This is a genomic window from Chitinophaga sp. Hz27, assembly GCF_042263525.1.
Lineage (GTDB): Bacteria > Bacteroidota > Bacteroidia > Chitinophagales > Chitinophagaceae > Chitinophaga.
Genome location: NZ_JBHKFJ010000004.1, coordinates 83,229 through 102,917, shown reverse-complemented (window position 1 = coordinate 102,917; position 19,689 = coordinate 83,229). Strand labels below are relative to the sequence as shown.

General features: G+C 40.5%; 6 protein-coding genes. All 6 read left to right on the top strand.

What is annotated here, in order from left to right; all coding sequences use genetic code 11:
* Nucleotides 1-48: 48 nt before the first annotated feature.
* The 6 genes from ACE38W_RS09985 to ACE38W_RS09960 are packed head-to-tail and all read left to right on the top strand — an operon-like array spanning nt 49 to nt 19,444.
* Entirely contained in the window at nt 49-5,724 is a 5,676-nt protein-coding gene (locus tag ACE38W_RS09985; RefSeq protein ID WP_375830517.1) for a PA14 domain-containing protein, read from the top strand.
* Between the two features lie 10 nt (nt 5,725-5,734).
* Nucleotides 5,735-6,241, top strand: a complete 507-nt coding sequence (locus ACE38W_RS09980) for a hypothetical protein (protein WP_375830516.1) — start codon at nt 5,735-5,737, stop codon at nt 6,239-6,241.
* Between the two features lie 32 nt (nt 6,242-6,273).
* Nucleotides 6,274-9,732 (top strand): hypothetical protein, encoded by a 3,459-nt coding sequence (locus ACE38W_RS09975; protein ID WP_375830515.1) that lies wholly within the window; start codon nt 6,274-6,276, stop codon nt 9,730-9,732.
* A 1-nt stretch (nt 9,733) separates the two neighbouring features.
* Nucleotides 9,734-10,471: a hypothetical protein gene (locus tag ACE38W_RS09970; protein ID WP_375830514.1), complete on the top strand. Its 738-nt coding sequence runs from the start codon at nt 9,734-9,736 to the stop codon at nt 10,469-10,471.
* Between the two features lie 58 nt (nt 10,472-10,529).
* Nucleotides 10,530-18,854, top strand: a complete 8,325-nt coding sequence (locus ACE38W_RS09965) for an RHS repeat domain-containing protein (RefSeq protein WP_375830512.1) — start codon at nt 10,530-10,532, stop codon at nt 18,852-18,854.
* The gene (locus tag ACE38W_RS09960) at nt 18,851-19,444 is read left to right on the top strand and encodes a hypothetical protein (RefSeq protein WP_375830511.1); all 594 of its coding nucleotides are present in this window, start codon (nt 18,851-18,853) and stop codon (nt 19,442-19,444) included. Before ACE38W_RS09965 ends, ACE38W_RS09960 begins: the two co-directional genes overlap by 4 nt.
* The last annotated feature ends 245 nt before the right edge of the window (nt 19,445-19,689 follow it).

The following is a 19,689-nucleotide window of genomic DNA, read 5'->3' as shown; positions in this document are numbered from 1 at the left end:
AAATTTTTTAAGAAACGAAGTCCTTATACCTATAAATATAGAAAAGAAATGTTGCTGACTTTTGGCGAGAAAAAGAAGAAAGTAATAGCTAGTGTGTTGTTGACTGCAATGTATTTTCAGACTGTTATTCCGGCTTATGCATTGGCTGGTAGCAGGCATTCATTGTATAACCGGGAAATAGCTCCCCCTGCTGAGCGTATCAGCATCAATAAGACCTCAAATATAACAGTGGCGAATAATGCAGTGGCTAGTAAAGTAGCTGCTGTTAAAGCTCCTGTCGTTGTTGAAAAAGATATGGATAAAGTGGATGGAGGTCCTACGCAGCCGGAGTTTTCAGCCTATCAGCCTGTAGGCGCTACTAATATGGTGAATCTATTTACCGGAGATTTTAACTATAATATCCCATTGATTGATGTGGATGGCTATCCATTATCGATTGGTTACAGTGGTGGTGTTGGAATGGCTGATGAAGCTAGTTGGGTAGGTTTGGGCTGGAGTGTTAACCCTGGGGTTATCCAGCGTAATCTGCGTGGTTTACCTGATGATTTTGATGGAACCGAGAATATTACCAAGTCTGTAAAAATTAAGGAAAACAGAACAATTGGAGGTGGTGCCAGGGCGTCATTTAAACTGTTCAATATAGACATGCTCAAGACAAGTGCTAATCTTAGTCTTTTCAAGAACAACTACAAAGGTTGGGGCATGGAAGTAGGTGTGAACGTATCTGTATCATCTGGTGAAAAAGGTGCGGGCCCTTTAACTGGTGGACTTGGTTTATCCAACAATAGCCAGGAAGGTTTGTCTGCTAATCCATCGTTGTCTCTGAGGGTAGGATCTATTACCAATGGAGATAACGTGTATAGTGGCAACGTATCTGTTGGCTCAAGTTTTAGCACGCGCAGTGGTCTGAAAGCAATGCAGTTTTCAGCGGGAGTGGGTCTGATGACAAAGTTTGGGGAGATTGCAGATAGGATGAAGTATTCGGCTAGGAATAATGATCAGCGAGCCGATTTGGATAAAGTAAAAGATAGTCACGAAGGCGTTGGTGCTACCTATAGTAGTAGCATTTCTTATGCATATCCATCTTCTATTCCATCTTCAGGTATTCCTTATACATCCTTTTCCTATAGTGGTAGCTTTGATCTTGGTGGAGCGGCATGGGGTTCTTTTACTTCTGTTGGTATCAATGGTTATGTGAGTAAGCAATATATCGCTGATGCAGATACGGTAAGAACATTCCCTGCATTCGGATATTTTAATTTATATGGCGCCACACAAAGCGAGTTGGCACTTCAGGATTATAACCGTGAGCGTGAAATTCCAATTAAGTCTTCTATCAGAAATATTGGAATGCCATACTATACACCGGATTTGTTTTCTATTAGCGGTGAAGGTACCGGTGGTATGTTCAGGGCTTACAGAAATGATGTTGGTTATGTGAATGATGCGAAGATGGTTACCAAAAGTACTTCTGGTAGCTTCGGAGCGAATGTGGGTGTTGGTGGACTTTTTCACATAGGCGCGGATGTTAACATCACCAATAGTTTCAATGAGGATAAACCATGGACAGATTATAATAAACTCGCGGCTAATACCAAATTTACCAAAAGCAGTGGTCTGTATGAATCGGTTTATCTGCGTAACGTTGGTGAGATGGCTAAAAGTGACCAGGCATACTTTGATAAGTTTGGTGGAACCGATGTGGTAGTGCCTGAATTAACGGGTAACAATACCAAGAATATTGGTACCTCTGGTAATCTACTTCGATATGTGGGTGGGGAAGTAAGAGAAAAGCTTCCTGTTACGCAAGCATCTACCATGCGCACAGAAAGAGCCAAACGCTCTCAGGTAATTACCTATTTGACAGCCGATGATGCCAGCAAGGCGGGTTTCTCCAAATATATTGAGAACTATACTATTAATAATTATCCTGTTGATGCATGTAGCGACAATGCAGATTATGATATTGAAACTCAGCAGGGATTGGAAGCAGACTTTTGGCAGTATGGGAATATTGATCCGAACAGATATTTAGGTCATTACCATCTGAATAATTTTGTTTTTCCCAATATGGGAAAGATGGTTTCAAATAATTTTTTACCTGCTAAGCTGAACTGGCGTGAACCAGATAGAGAACATAATGAAACATCATGGTTCTCCTTTAGGGCTAAAGGACGATTTATGGCACCATTCACTGGTGTATATCAAATGCATACAGATGCAAATGATCAGGCTAGAGTGGCTGTTAATGGCGTGCCATGGATGAACGTAGACCTCGATAACAGAAACAGTAGAAAAGATACGACTATCAACCTCGAAGCAGGAAAATATTACGATTTCGATCTCTTTTTTTATAACACAATTGGGGACGGAAGTTTAAACTTCTCCATGATATGTGATGGGAAATCAATAGATATGTCCCAGTTTTCTGTGATTGACACCGTAATTGAATATAAGATCAGTCCGGCGCTGACCCTTGAAAAAAGAATTAATAATTTCCGCAAGAAAAATCATCTGTCAGAAATTGATGTGATGAACCCGGATGGAAAGAAATATGTGTATGGTCTTCCAGTATATAATCTGAAACAGAAGGAAGCCACTTTCTCAGTAAACAAATTCCGTGGAAATACAAATACCGGATTGGTTGGTTATACTCCAGGTTTGAATGACGGCGTTAAGAATAATGCTGGTATGGAGAATTACTACTCTGCGGAAGAAATTCCGGCATATGCGCATACTTTCCTTTTAACGGCTATTCTGTCGCCTGATTATGTAGATGTTACCGGTAATGGTGTGAGTGACGATGACTATGGAAGCGCAGTTAAGTTCAACTATTCAAAGATAGCAGGTTACAATAATCCATATAAGTGGAGGATTCCTTATGCGGATAGTGCTAACTATAACACTGGATTAAGGAGCGATACCACCGACGATAAAGGTAGTTATGTATATGGTGAAAAAGAATTGTGGTATATGAACTCTATCGTATCGAAGAATATGGTAGCTACCTTTAAACTAGAAGACAGGAGCGACTTGCAGCCAATTAATATTGCTGGTAAGAAGATAGCCAACAGTGGTTTGCCAAAATTACTCAGAGAAATTAATCTGTACACTAAAGCAGAGTTCCTGAAAAATCGTAACAATGCGGTGCCTGTAAAAACGGTACACTTTGAATATTCTTATGAATTGTGTCCTGATGCACAAGGTAACGGTAAACTTACCCTGAAAAGAATCTGGTTCTCTTATAATGGTAATACCAGTAAGAGCCTGGATAGAGCCAGAAGAAATGGTTATGTATTCTATTATAACAAGAACAATCCGGGATATAGCAACCAGTCTACTGACCGTTGGGGTAATTATAAGAATGCTAAAGATAATCCTAACTTCAGCACTACTGATCCCATTACAAATGCAGAGTATCCATATAGTTTACAGGACAGCAGCGTGATGGCTTATAATGCAGGCGCATGGTTATTGGATTCCATTAAGCTTCCTTCCGGTGGAAGAATGAAGATCGATTATGAGAGTGATGACTATGCCTATGTACAACATAAGCGTGCTTGTACAATGACGCCAATTGCAGGTTTTGCACATTCAAGACCAACGAAGGCATCTGATCTTAACAATCATCTTTATGACCGTGATGGCCTATCTGTAGTAGATAATAATTATGTGGCCTTTAAGGTAGCTAAGCCGGTGCGTTCTAAAGCAGAGGTACTGAGCACATACCTGGATGGATTGAAAGATACTATTTTCTTCCGCTTGAATGTGAAGATGCGTGCGAATCGTGTGGGTAGCGGTAGTGAGTATGTTCATTGCTACGGATATATGGATCGTGACGATTATGGATATATAGGAGATGGTTCAATTATTTACATAAAATTGAAAAATGTCCAGATAGATGGTGATGAAGGTGGTAAATATTCTCCATTGGCAAATGCTGCTATTCAATTCCTGAAAAATTCATTGCCATCAAAAGCTTATTACAAATCTGATGTAGGTGATGACCTGGATGGAGCTAATGCAATTAAGTTAGTTGCTTCAATGGCAACTACTCTGGTAGATGAAATTAAAGGTTTCCCTACTACTGCAAGACAGGAAAACCAAGCCAGAGACCTTGATCTGGCGCGTAGTTCGGCAAGACTGTATAATCCGTTCTATAAAAAATATGGTGGTGGTCATCGTGTTAAGCGCATTATGGTTTATGATAACTGGAATGCCATGACTGGTCAGAAAGAATCAGTATTTGGTACAGAATACAGCTATACTACAGATAAGGTGATTGATGGTAAACTGACAACGATTTCCAGTGGTGTGGCAAGTTATGAGCCTATTTTAGGTGGAGAAGATAATCCATGGCATACACCGCTTACTTATAAAGATCATATTGGAAAACTGGTGCCTAGTGTGGCTAGCTATGTAGAAACTCCGTTGGGTGAGTCTTTCTTCCCAACACCAAGCGTTGGTTACAGCCGAGTGCGTACAAAGAGTATAGTTCCTGCCAATGCGAGATCTAAATCCGGTTATACAGAAAATACCTTTTATACCGCTTATGATTTTCCTACTATCGCCACTTTCTCCGAGATAGTTGGTGAACAAATGGATGCGTCCTATAATACTAAGATTGGTAATATCCTGAAAATTAATGCTAAGAAATACATGGCTAAATCTCAGGGTTTCAAAATTGAGTTGAATGATATGCATGGTAAAGAGAAAGGTGTTTACTCATATAAAGAGGGCGATTCTATTCCTTTCTCTTCAACAGAGTATCGTTATAAGGTAGACAATGACAACGCAGAACAGAAACACTTGAGTAACCGTGTACTTGCAATTGATAATGCAGGAAATATCGACTCTGCTACTATTGCAATGGATATGGAAATAATGATGGATAACCGCCAGCAGAGAAACGTGATGAATGGTGTATTAGCAAATGGTGCGGTCGAAGGTTTTTATATTGTGAGCCTGGTTACCTCATTTGGAGGTATGGTATTCCCTCAAAATGAAGAGCTGATGTTCAGGTCATCTGCTTTAACGAAAGTTATTAACAGAAGAGGTATACTGGAAAAAGTTATTGCTACTGAAAATGGAAGTACGGTAACTACAAAAAATATGCTCTATAATGCGGAGAATGGAAATGTGTTGCTGACTTCTGCACAAAATGAGTTTAATGACTCGCTGTACAATTTCTCTTATCCTGCGGAATGGGTATATGATGGTATGGGTGGTGCATACAAGAATATAAATGCAAAACTGGAACATATTAACGTTACCTCTGGTAAGCTGGTGACCAGCCTGGCTCCTGCTACTGCTGCTACCTATTTCACCTCCGGTGATGAATTACTGGTATATTCTAAATTATCCGTGAATACTGTAGGATGTACAGAAGCGCTGGCAAGTTTCCCAAGTTATAACAGAGTATGGGTAGTAGATCTGAATACTGTTAGTGGAGGAACTCCTGACTTGTATTTTGTTGGTGACAATGGTCAGCCTATTACTGGAAGAGATATGACTATAACAGTAGTTAGATCGGGCCGTAAAAACCTCAATGCTCAAATTGGTGCTATTTCAATGATGAAAAATCCTATTGAGTGGGTATCTGGTAAACCATACCTGATCATCAATGATACTAAAAAGATCCTGAATGCCTCTATGCTGGAGTATAAACAGAATTGGCAGGTTCAAGACCGCAACCAGGTGAAAATTAAATGTGCATTAAACTAAAATTATTGATATGTATAAAAATATTCTGTATGTCATTTCTTTCCTGTTAATGCTTTCGGCTGTTAGTGCTTCGGCACAGCAGCTGGAAGGAAACTGGAAACTAAATACGGTAGAATTTGAAAAGCGCGATTTCTGGAATAATGGTGTATTGGCTCAGTGGTCGGTTGCTGGTGATAGTTTGAATAATATCAGGGTGATGGTTTATACTTCACTCTCATTTACAGATTCTACTTGTGTGACACAACATGGGTTATCTACAGAAACCTGGGCTTATTCAAAAGCTGCTGACCATTTTACGCTGTCTGATAGAAATAGTGCTACCAGTATTGTTACTACTATTGATATCAATAAAGATATTAAAAAAGATGTGCCATCAGCTGTTCAAGTAGTATACAAATATGAATTTGAAGGCAAGAAATATTTGCTGGTGGGGCCAATGGTAGTGAGTTATGCGGACAAATTAACGGGGCAACCTGTTAAGATAGCATATCGCTGCAGATATGAAGCAAGTAAATAGTAGTGTAACTGGTTTTAATTCTTCAATTAAGAATGATGTCTTTAATCCCTAATACCAAAGGAATAATTAAATATTTTGTAGCCGTTCTTGTGCTAGGTATGCTTTCTGTAAAGTCGTACAGCCAAGCCGGATGTACTAATTGGGCTGTCACCACTACGGTGGACAGCTCCAGGTGTTTTGCCAGTGGCACAATCACAGTTACATTGACAGGGGCAGATGTTAGCGGGTTGTCTAACATCTTATACTACCTTGAACCTATGGGGGGCGGAAGTGCTCGTCCTGGACAAACAAGCAAAGTATTGAGTGGGTTGATACCCGACTCTTATAAATTGAGAGTAACTGCTAGCTGTAACAATAATCCGGTGAGCTATGAAACTACAGTAGTAGTACCAGGCAATTATATTGGTAACCTTAATTATCAATTATCCAGCGGCAAGAATGCGTTAGGATCATGCTCCAACGGACAGCTAATATATAGTATTACTGGTGGCCGGATGCCATATACTTTTCGTATCCTGAATGCACCCACTAGTTATAAGCGCGCTAAACAGTTTGTCATTAGGGCCAATAGTATTGTACTTGATTCATTACCTGCTGGCAGATACGTTATTGATGTAATAGACTCTTGTGGAACACAAAAGGATAGTGTAATATCAAACGTGGGCGGAAATTCGTTTACGGTTAATAGTGTTAATGCAGTAATGGCGCAAAGCGATTGCAATAAGGCTATAGCCCCATTTTACACCTATGCCCTGTCCGGATTGGGTACTGACTATTCCATAAAGGCTAAATTTGGTATTGGAGATGTATGGTCTACCGAAAAAACATACAATTCGGTAGGTGTGACTTATGATACTGTTTATTTGCCTGCTGGTAAATCCTTAAGTGATTATTATAAAGCGGGTGCTTATTACAAAAGAGTGATGACCAATTCCTGTGGTGATGTAACCATAGATAGTTTCAAACTAAGACTGCCAACCACAGCGAACCCAACTATCACCTATAATTGTGACCCTACTTTTAACTATCAGCTTAACTACTATATTACTAATGCCGGGACTTATTCCTGTTTCCCATTACTACTTTCTTTACAAAATAAAGACGATAACAGTAAAGTATATACGAATACTGTCCCGTTCACATATTATGATGGTGTGGTAAGTGTTACCAACATACCTTTTGGCAATTATACAGTTACATGCACTACTGCAGATGGTACTGTAATCAGTACTTCAGAAACGAGTATTAAACCTCAAGCCAAGAGCCAGTTTTCGGTGGCTCCATCCATCAGTGGATACCCAAGTTATGGGTATGACCAAAATGCATCATTTAATATTATGGCGACAACCGGTTTCCCGGCTGGTACTTCAGTTACTATGGAGTATCCAGATAAATATACATTCGCGGATTTCCCAACCGGATCTGCCAGCACAGTAATTAATGTCTGGTATCCAGAAACAAGAACGGGATATTATGTGCTGAGAGTATCTACGCCATGTGATACTACAGATCTTCCAATTTGGATTACAGAATCTGATGTTATTCATTATTCCCGTTCGTATACAGCAGAACACACTTGTGATGGATTAAAAGTAACCATTAATGGGGCGGCTACAGTAGGTGATGTTACATATCCTGTTCGCTTCATGGTAGACGGCCCGGGAGGAACGCAATATATTAATGGTGGATCTACTTTACTCTTTACGACACAAGGAAATTACAATGCTTACATATTTTTGAATAATGGCATTGTTTCTATAAATCCACTAGTTATAAACTATACTAAGAGTGATTTAAACATTGTTAAGAGTGCAGGCTGGGTATGTCCGGGAGCTCCTGATGATGCAGGTCGAATTTTCGTTTTGGGGCAAGGTGGAGAATCTACTTCTTATAAATACAAGTATTCATTGGCAGAAGTAGGTAATTATCTGGAGGGGCCTTATCTGGAAGTAAAAGATACAGGTTACTTCGTAGGTAATTCTACCTATAAATTAATTAAAGGCAAAACCTATGAAGTAAAAGTAACAAGTTGTAATGAATCAGTAAAAGCTGTAGTTCCAGTAACAGATTTTGATACCAATCAACTGATTAACGGAGATAATACACTTTTCTGTTATGGAGATAGAATCAGGCTTAGAGTGAATAACCTGCCGCTTACAGCATATGCCTATGCATGGGATGGTCCGGGGCTCACTAGAAATGTTACCCGTTACATGCAGCAGCTGACAATTAATAAAGCAAATTACAGTACCGGAGGTATTTACAAGGTAACTGTCAACTCAGATATGTGTGATAATCCTATCGTTGCTACCAAAGAAGTTAAACTGGCAGAATCCTATCCATTATGCTATAGTGCAGTAACTGATACTTTTGTGAACCCGGTTAGGATTGGTATGTATGGCAACTGGCATCCATCAAAAACCTATGTTTATTACGGACAACGTAATGGATCTCCTGTTGATTCTCTCACGAATATCCGTGTGGATGGTACTTATTCAACTTTTGCACCATTCTGGCAGAAGCAATCCGGAAAATGGCAAGCGCAGTACGATACCGCAAAATGGGTATGGAATGCTGAAAGCACCATTTTTAACCTCAAAGGATATGAACTAGAAAATAAAGATCCTTTAGGTAGGTATAATGCTGGCATATATGGATATGCAGATGCACTGCCTGTGGCAGTCGTTCAGAATAGCCGCTACTCCGATGCTGCCTATGATGGATTTGAAGATTATTTTCTGAATGTAGGTTCAGACTGTGCAGATACTGTTTGTGCTGTAGGCAGACATTTTGATTTCTCCGCTTTCCAAAATAATATCGACAGTACTCAACATCATACCGGTAGATTTAGTATGCGTATTGAAGCAGGAAAAAGCTTTGGCTTAACGGCTCCATCACTTGAAAATCCTCCTGCCTTCTCTGCCCCTACTGTTAACTATCAAACCAATGCTTGTGTAGGTGGTAACGTGCTGAAAGATATTCGTGTCAATAAGGACATTCTTATTCCTTCCTTTACGCCGCTGACAGGCAAACAAATGCTGTTCTCCATATGGGTAAAAGAAGAGCAACCATGTAATTGTACCTCTTACAGTAAAACTTCTGTAATGGTATTTGTGGGTGGCCCAGACGAAGTTAGAGTAGCTGCGGAAGCTAAACCTACTGGCGTTATTATCGACGGTTGGCAACGATATGAGCAAGTAGTTCGTTTTGCAAAAACTGCGACCAGTATCAGTTTCTCCGTACAAGCACCAGCTACTACCCGTGTATTCTTTGATGATATCAGATTCCATCCTTACAATGCGAATATGAAATCCTTTGTTTACGATGCACAATCATTGCGACTGATGGCCGAACTGGATGAGAATAACTATGCTTCATTTTATGAGTATGACGATGATGGAACATTGGTTCGTGTGAAGAAAGAAACCGAAAGAGGTGTTAAAACTATTTCAGAAACCAGGTCAGCATTGCTGAAAGAAGACGGACAATAAGATGAAAAAGATTCTTTTTACCAGTATAATAGCATTAACAGGTTTATTGGCCAAAGGCCAGAAAAGTACGGATACGACTGAATTATTCAGTCGTATCCGGAATATATATATGATTAGTCGTGTTGCACCAATTCAATATGATTTCTCCATTATATACTCCCAAACCAGTGAAATAAAAGAGGAGAATTCGAATGATACATTAAGCTCCCATATCGAACTCTCAGGAAATAAGATGCGAACGAAATCGAATGAAATGGAGGTAATGCAAAATGAAAGATATATTGTTTCTGTTTCGCAGGAAGAACAGCAAATAATGGTAGGTAAAACACCTGTTAAACCTGCAGTACCCGCATTTGAATTACTGAATAATGAAGTGATTGGAAAAATAATGGTCAACTGGGAGGAAAAGCACCTGGATAAAAAGAAACTCCTTATTGTTTATTGTAATCCGGAGCTTGGCCTTAGCAGAATGGATATCCTGACTGATAGCAGAACAGGCAAGATGGAGGAGATAAATTTGAAATTTCCCGGGGCAATAGTGCCAGCTCCGGCAGACAGTAGGTCAACTTCCTCCAAATCCTATTCCGCTATCAAATATCTTTTCTCTAACTATAAGCCTTTACCAGCCGAATTTACAGGGTTTGAAGAAAGTCAGTATTTTGATATTGTAAATAAAGAGTTTGTTCCTGCTGCCGCTTTTAAAGGTTACCAGATTTTTTTAGCATTCCCGAACCTATAGTACAATGAATTGCTATTTTAAGAGATTATCCCTATCCTGCCTGTTTTTAACAGGTCTTTTGTTTTTTATAACCCAATACTCTTTTGGGCAAACCAAGAGTATTACTATTACCCGCATACTTGATGGTGCCAAAGGACAACTGAAAAAAGATTCTGTTGTCAGTGTTCAGGATAGTCTGTATTTTGATGCGAGCCTGAAAAGTAAGCTGGATGCCCCTTACAAGGTAAGGAATATCATCACTTTTAAGCTGAATGAGTATTCCACCCGTGCCTTGCCGGTGAAGTTCACGGCCGCCTTAAATGTGCGAATTATCTACACCACACCTACACTAACCATAGATTCCACAGATAAAGAACTAACGCTGAACTATGATACGGCACATCCGTATATCCTTCGACGTAGTTTTATTTTTGAAAATGCACATGCCGTTACTGTAAAAGTGCTTTCCTATAAAACAGACGCCAATAAGAATATTCTGCCCGCGCTGATTTTGGAAAATGCGATGGAAGTAATGCCAGCTTTTAAGATGGATGCCATGACGACTTCATTAAGTGGTATCCATGCTACAAGTATTGATCCATCGAATGCAGATGAATTACCTGTGAGCTGGCCTGTAATATTTGGCGCCAATGCCTATGATCTGGAATGGGCTTATATAGATTCTTCTGCCATTGATGCCCAACGATATGGGAATCCTATTAACCCTGATAAGATATTTGAAAACAATGCTACCCGGGTAACCGTTGCTAGTAATAGCTATGGTATCCCATTAATGTATGACCATGAAGGGGCCTTGTATTTCCGTTTCCGCCCTGTACAGGAGAAGACAGGCAATGGCCGCATCACTGGCAACTGGAGTACGCAGTATAGTGGTGGCTTAGGCTCTTTTGCTTTTACCGGCCATGAACGCCAGCTCAACTGGCAGGCGCAAACGACGTTTGCTGAAGATGGTAAACGTAACACTATACTCGATTATTTTGATGGTTCGCTACGAGGCAGACAAACTGTTACCAAAGATAATACTACCAATACCATTGTTGTCGCTGAAAATATTTATGACTACCAAGGACGTGCTGCTCTAAAAGTACTTCCTGCTCCTACGCTTAATACTATTATAAAGTATAGCCGACGTTTAAATACCGATATTAACGGTGCTGAATATACACCTGATAGATTTGATTACTTAAATCAACCTTCTGATATCCTCACCCAGCATGCGCCACCTATGGGTACTGGTTCTGGAACAGCACAATATTATTCTCCAAATAATCCCCAAAAAGATAGTGGCCAATATAAATTTACTCCAAATGCGGAAGGTTATGTTTTTTCTGAAATTGCCTATACAATGGATAATACCAATCGTGTCCGTCAGAAAGGAACTCCTGGAAAACAGTATACATTGAATGGTGGACACGATTTAGTTTATACCTATGGTACTCCTTCTCAAGAAGACCTATATGCTTTGTTCGGAACCGAGGTAGGGGATGCCAGCCACTATTTTAAGAATACAGTTACTGATGCTAATGGTCAGGTGGCCGTTACTTATATTGACATGAAAGGCCATACCATCGCTACTGCACTCGCCGGTCATCCTAAAGATACTGCCCTCCTGCCGTTGGATAATATACAGGTAGAAACTTACCGCGACGTTATCACCGATGGCAAGCCCGCTAACACCCAGGATAGAAACCTGGTAGCCCAACGTTCTTTCACTGTAGCCCAGGATGGTTACTATGATTTTAACTATACACTGAAGCCACCGGTATTAAAAATGAAGAACTGTGCGGGTGATACCATCAGCTATATCGGCGCTTTTGATCTGCTGCTACGACTGACCGATGACCTGAGCAATGCCAGACTAGGCGGTAGCGCGATAGAAAAAACAGCCCGTAACTATGATCCGCAAGATCTCAGAAAAGAAACCATCAGCGGCGATACCATCAACGCCAATATTCATCTCTATCTGACCAAAGGTTCTTACACCATCAGCAAAGTGCTGACGGTCAACCAACAGGTACTGAACTATTACCGCGATAGCATCTTCCTGAACTCCAATGTCTGTGTATCCGTAGAACACCTGGTGGATAGCGCACTCACGGAGCTGAAGAAGTCCAGCTGCGACCCACAATGCGCCGACTGTGATAATCCTTCCCGCACAGATTACGATGATATCCGTGACCTGATGCTAAGTGATATGAGCGCACCGTATGGTCAATATGCTAATGTTACTGATTCATCTTCTCCCTACTCTATTTTCTATAGTGACCAGAAACGAAATATTTCTGCATCTTATAAAACATCGACTTTTGTTTATAAAGATGCCAATGGAGACGTTAGCAAAATCTACACGCCAGCAGGTGATACACTCAAGGCAACAGACCTTGATCCTGTACCGTTCAGTGATAACTTCCAGGATAGCTGGGCAGTAACGCTGCTTTCAAAGCATCCGGAGTACGATCGCCTGAATCGTTTCTCTTTATATAGAAGTTCCTTGTTGTGGGAGAAAAACTTTAATAATACAGATACCTATGCACAAGCAAAAGATTTAGGTTATCTGGCTCCTGCCAGTGTTAGCAACGATACGCTGCTGCGTAATAACAACGATAAAAATACCTTACAGAACAAGCTTACCAACTACCAGAAAATAGAATATAAAACAGGTACTGCCACCAACAGCAGGATTGTTTCTCAGAACGTGAGCATGTTTGCCATGGCCGTAATCACCACCATGTGCCAGGATAAGAGCAATGACTGTGTGGTAAAATACATGAACTATACGCCAACCACCGTAGAACAGGTGTTCTGTCCGGGTGACCGTAACATGATCTGGCGCACGTTCCGTGGCATGTATGCCAACGAACACCGTCAGCTGCTGTTAAGCAAAGCGATTAACGATAACGGTAGTACGAACAAAAACCTGCTGGCAAACAACAAGCATCCTCAGTTTACGACCAACAATGACTTACTGAGCATGGGCGGTATCGCTACCAACCAGATACCAGCAGCAGGAACTAAGCCGGAATCGGCTGCAGGCGCCTACGCCAATAACCTGGCTAACCAGGAGAAAGCGCGTAACCTGGATAGTATGGCCAATATCTGGCTGACGCAGTTATCACCATGTGTTTATTATGATGCTACTGCCAAAGCGACGATCAAACGTAACCTGATGGCCGTAGCTGGTAGCGCACAAGATGGTATGCACCCTTACGGCGCCAGCACAATAGCACCAAACACACCTCCGGTAAATGGTTTCAGAAGTTTTGAAGACGTTATTAATAAATACAATGCTGATCATGGTATTACCGATAAATTGAACTGTAATGCAGACCTGATCACTTTCCCTAAAGCCTATGAGCTGCAAAGATCACAGGTAACCGTATATACTTACCAGAAACCTAAAGACTGTGAGTGCTCCAATCTGACGATGATGCGTTCAGAATATGCGGCAGCGAAGAAAACACAGGACACTACTTTATCAGCCTACATCAAACGTACACGTGGTGTAACAATCGCCCAGTCTGATCTGGATGCGATGTATGCTGCTTGTACCGGAGGCACTGCCTGCACTTACCTGGAAACACAGATAAAAGTACCAGGACTGCTGCAATGTAATATTGCGCCGCCATGTGTGTCCTGTACAACCGTTAATAAATTATATAACGGATTTAAAGATGCCTATAAATTAACACCAGTATACGAAGATTCTACCGATAACCTTCATCAGATCAATCAGATCTTTGCCAATTACATGAACAACCGCACTGGCTTCAGTAAGACGGCGCAGGCATACCTTGCCTTTATCGACAGCTGTGCCAAAGGTCTTACCAGTAACCCAGTACAGGTATGTGTGCCAGGTGGCCCATCTTCTCAGCAACAGATCTATTCTTATAATAACACGGGCAGCGATAGCATCACGGCAGTAAAAGAATTGCCGGACGGGTTCCTGTTAGCAGGAAGCACCACCGGTCGCTCTATGGGCGCAGAAGATGGTTACCTGATCCGCACCAATAAAAACGGGGTATTACAGTGGGCAAAGAACTATGGCAGCGCGGGCAGAGATGTATTCCGCCATGTGGCCTTACTGGGCGACAGTGCCTATGTAGCCATCGGTAGCACTACTTCTTATTGCTATGATAATGGTGCGATCATGATCGTTTGTACGGATACTTCCGGTACCATCATCTGGAACAAGGCGATCGACTTTGGCCCATTCAACGGCGGTATTGGTAACCGAGTGGTGGTCACCTCCAGTGGTAACATCGCTTTTGCAGGAGCAAGGACTACCAACGGTGTAGCTACCGATTGGGTAACAGGTGTTATCTCAGCAGAAGGCGAAGTGAAATGGGTGAAACAACAAGCTATCGGCGGCACTATCAGTAGTGTAGGCTTGATAGAAAGGGACGATACTTTATACCTGGCGGCAGCGGTGCCTAAAGGTGGCGGCACCTATCCAACGGTGATCCGTCAGTTGGTAAGCACCGGCCAGAATATAGATGCGGTGACTTATAACACGAATGCTGCAGCGAGCAATAACTTCGACATCATCCGTACGCCACTGGGTTATAGTTTAAGTGGAGAGTTTGGTGGTAGTGGAGGTGTTATCAATCTGACAGCAGGTAGCAGCAGTGCTACGATGCAGGTGATGCAATCAGCGGCAGGCCGTGCTGCCGGCAGCTGGCAGGCAGGAGCTACCGGCGACGGTAGTATCATCGGTGGTCAGTCTAATGGAGATGTATGGTTGCACCGGATGTACAGCGACTCCGTATTATGGTCTAACCATATTCAGTTGCCAGCGAACGAACGTATAAATAATATCATCCAGCGTCGGAATGCAAGCTTTGCGGCAGTAGGTATGACAGGCAACAGTGCGATGCTGATCATGACCAATGGTAGTGGTAAAACAGGTTGTAACGATGCGGCGGCTTCCATGAGCTATAGTGCGTCTACGGTAAATCCAGGTGCTATAGATACGGCATCACTTGGTGTGGTGAGTTACCTTGGCAGCTGGAATGTGAATGATCTTGGTATTGGTGAGCGCTTTAATATCGTATCTGCGTCACCGTTATCCTGTCCTGGTATTGATACCTGTTACTTTACTTATAATGGGTTGCTGTGTGGTAACACGAACCCAATATTTGAGGAAGCTGGCGAGCCATTAACCAAATGTTCAGATAGTTTGATACTAGCTGATTTGAAAGGCAATGAGATCTTTAACTACCGTAAAGATTCAGTACTGAATACGTTTGAGCAGTCTTATGTAAGCAAGGCGATGGAAGCTGCTACACAGGAAGAGCTGGCGATGCAGTATGAGAATAGTGAATACCAGTATACGTTGTATTATTATGATCAGGCGGATAACCTGGTGAAAACGGTGCCGCCGCAGGGCGTTGTGAAGAATAGGACCACAGGCTGGATCAACCAGGTGAAGGCTGCAGTGGCCAGTGGTAATACATTGGTTCCTCTGCATAGTTTAACAACCAATTATCGTTATAATACTTTGAATGCTGCTACTATCCAGAAATCTCCAGATGGCGGCATCACGAATTTCTGGTTTGATCGTTTAGCAAGACCAGCTGCATCTCAGAATGCACAACAGAGAATAGACGGAAGTTATACATACACTCAATATGATGAGTTAGGCAGGATTACAGAAGTTGGACAAGTTGCAACTGCAACGGCTATGACTGATGCTATATCCAGAAATCAAAATTCGTATTTAGCATGGTTGACATCACCATCTGCGATTCGTACGCAGATAACCCGTACTGTCTATGATATGCCATATTCCTTTACAGAAGCTATAAATTGGACAGCGGATAATTTAAGAAACAGAGTGGCATGGAGTGCGGTATATAATGCTATTGCAGATACACTTCCTGGTAAACATGTTTCAGCTTCTTATTATAGTTATGATATTCATGGTAACGTGAAATCTTTACTGCAAGACTATCGTTCGAGTTTAAAAGACAGTGCAAACGTCTTTAAAAGAATAAACTATGACTATGATTTGATTAGTGAGAAAGTAAATATGGTTAGTTATCAGCCGGGTCAGAAAGATGCTTTCTACCATCGTTATAGCTATGATGCGGAAAACAGAATCACAAATGTTGAAACTAGTAGAGATAGTATCTATTGGGAGAATGATGCATATTACCAATATTATAAGCATGGAGGGTTGGCAAGGACAACTTTAGGCCAGGCGCAGGTACAGGGAGTTGATTATGCTTATACCTTACAGGGTTGGTTAAAGGGAGTAAACAGTTCCACGCTTGGTGCATCTCAGGATATGGGTAAGGATGGTATTGCTTCGGGATTAACAGCAAAGGATGCGTTCAGTTATAGTTTACATTATAACAATGACGATTATATGAATATCAGTGGAAATACTGCTATAGCCAATATAAATGTGGGACGTCCACTGTATAATGGTAACATCGCAAGTATGGGCGTTAATCTGCCAAAGGTGGGAGAACCATTGTTATATAGTTATACTTATGATGTACTGAATCGTGTTAAAGCAATGAATACTTTCCGTGGTCTGGATACAATTGGTAATAAATGGATGCCTGTATCAGTCAATGATTTTGGGGAGTCTATATCTTATGACAATAATGGAAATATTCTTAAGTATAACAGAAACGGAAATAATACCTGGGCAGGAAAATCCATAGATATGGATAAATTGACTTACCACTATATTTCAGGTACCAATAGACTGGAGTACGTATCGGATGCAGTAGCAATTGGAAATTATGATAATGATATTGATAATCAATCGGCAGGTAACTACCTTTATGATGCAATTGGTAATATTATTAGCGATGTGGATGGGAAGATTAAAAATATCAAATGGACGATTTATGGTAAAATATCTGAGTTAGAAAAAGTGAATGGAACGAAGATTAAATACACGTATGATGTTACTGGTAATCGCATTAGTAAATTTGTTGGCAATATGGAGACAAGGTATGTGCGTGATGCGAATAGCAATGTGTTAAGTGTTTATGTGTCCGGAGATTCAACAATTAATCAAGGACAGATGAGCCAGACTGAAACACATCTATATGGTACAAACAGACTGGGTATTAATAATATGGTTACCAATATGCTGGCTGCTGATACTATTAATAGTTATCCCATACTAGGCTTAGGTACAGGATATTATAGTAATTTTCAGCGTGGGTACAAGTTCTTTGAACTCTCTAATCATCTTGGTAATGTGCTAACCACGGTTGGAGATGATAAGCTATCAGTAACATCAAATGATACTACTATCGCTTACTTTATTCCTAGAATTGTATCTGTCCAGGATTACTCACCATTTGGCATGGAGCTAAACGGAAGAACGTTTAATACCGGTAGCTATAGATATGGATTTAATGGTAAAGAGAATGATAATGAGGTGAAAGGGGAAGGTAATCAACAAGATTATGGTATGCGTGTTTATGATACAAGAATTGGTAAATTTTTAAGTTTGGATCCGATAACAGCTAAATATCCCGAACTTACACCATATCAATTTGCTTCCAATAGTCCAATTTCAGGTATTGATCAAGATGGTTTGGAATATTATTTTGCGGCAGATGGAGCTTATATAGGTCATCGTACGGTGGATGCAAATGGTAATAAATTACCATTAAGTGTATCCAATGATGTTAGAATTGCTTCTTCAGCAGGGTATCTCAATGGTTTAATGTTGTATCATGATGTAAAATCCTTACATACTGATATTAACGTGTTTACTAGAATTGCTGGGTTAGCATATTCTGAATCTGGTTACAGTGAGAACGTAATTAAGGGTATTCCGTTTGCCATTATGAATCATCATAATCAATTGATAAAATCCGGAGCTAAGCGCTACAAAGAAGGCTGGGATCTAAATAAAACGGTAATCGCAATGAGAAACCGTTGGACTGATGATCAATATGCGAGTGAGTTCCACTATGGTGCTTCTGGAAATCCTGCATTCAGACAATTCCTGAATATTAATCTTCATGAATTTCCAGATCTAACAAAAAATCTGCAAGGACGAAACAATAATCCATTAATGAAATTGGCTATCTCCTTTACCTTACAAGCATTTGAATACAAGAATAATAAATATATTGGATTGGATTATTCAAGTGGAGGTATCGGATGGCAAGGAGTAGATATTCTTACCAATAAAAACTGGAAAAAGTGGCTAAATATTGATTCCGAGAAACAGCAGTATGGCTTCTCTAAATGGGAAAATACAAATTCCTTGTCAAAAGCTTTCTTCGAAGCTACTGCTATATATCAAGGTGGTATAAAAAATAAAGCAAAAGGAACGCATTTTGGAACCACACTATTTTATAAATCCACAAAATATTCATTCTCTATTAGTAAAACAGGACAATTATGATGAAATATATTATTCATGGCGGGTTTTTATTCTCTTTTTTGGTATTATGTAGTTGTCAAAGTCACCAGCGATCATTGAATTCTACGGATGTGAGTAAATCAACTGTGACACCAAGTGAACATAAGCAGTACGATAGCACTTACCATGAACAAGATATACACGCGGCTTATTTTTCGGTGAATGACACCGCACAAATCTCTTACTTTGAGACATCAATTGATGATATTCAATGTGCTCTATATCTTAATAGCTCACTTACACAAATTGACTCCGTTGCCACTCCAACTGATTCTGCTAATCTGGTTGCTGAATTAAAAACCAAAGACGCGGTGCTTAGAATAAATGGGAAGTGGATTGGATTGGAAAAACCAATCAAAGACGGAACGATAATGCTTCCTACTTTCATTGGTCATACCAAGAAGAACGGCTTAGACTATGTGCTGATTAGAATGAACCTGGTATCTTCCATGGGAGGAGACTTTTGGTATAATCTTCTTATAAAACTTAAAAATTCAGTTGTTGTAAAACAAACCGGAATTGAAACTACTGGAGAACTGACTCCAGCAGAGCTGAAGAAGTATATCAATTAGAACTATGTTTATATGACTTTAGGTCCGACCATCATTCAATGTGACATTGTTGGTCGGATCTTTTTTATTAAAGAGGATAATGTGGCAACTAGAATATACTGGTGGAATAATTAAAGGCATTGTATTGTGTTTCCGATCTCAAAAAATATTGTATGAAATGGGATGTACTGAACTATCATTTGTAACCATGACCTGATTCTATGTTGTATTCTTTATTGAGTGATTCTGAAAATCTTGTTTAAATT

What these genes read in the sequence shown, in the direction of transcription:
- ACE38W_RS09985 (WP_375830517.1), top strand. Translation starts at nt 49, where the DNA reads ATGTTGCTGACTTTTGGCGAGAAAAAGAAGAAAGTAATAGCTAGTGTG.
- ACE38W_RS09980 (WP_375830516.1), top strand. Translation starts at nt 5,735, where the DNA reads ATGTATAAAAATATTCTGTATGTCATTTCTTTCCTGTTAATGCTTTCG.
- ACE38W_RS09975 (WP_375830515.1), top strand. Translation starts at nt 6,274, where the DNA reads ATGATGTCTTTAATCCCTAATACCAAAGGAATAATTAAATATTTTGTA.
- ACE38W_RS09970 (WP_375830514.1), top strand. Translation starts at nt 9,734, where the DNA reads ATGAAAAAGATTCTTTTTACCAGTATAATAGCATTAACAGGTTTATTG.
- ACE38W_RS09960 (WP_375830511.1), top strand. Translation starts at nt 18,851, where the DNA reads ATGATGAAATATATTATTCATGGCGGGTTTTTATTCTCTTTTTTGGTA.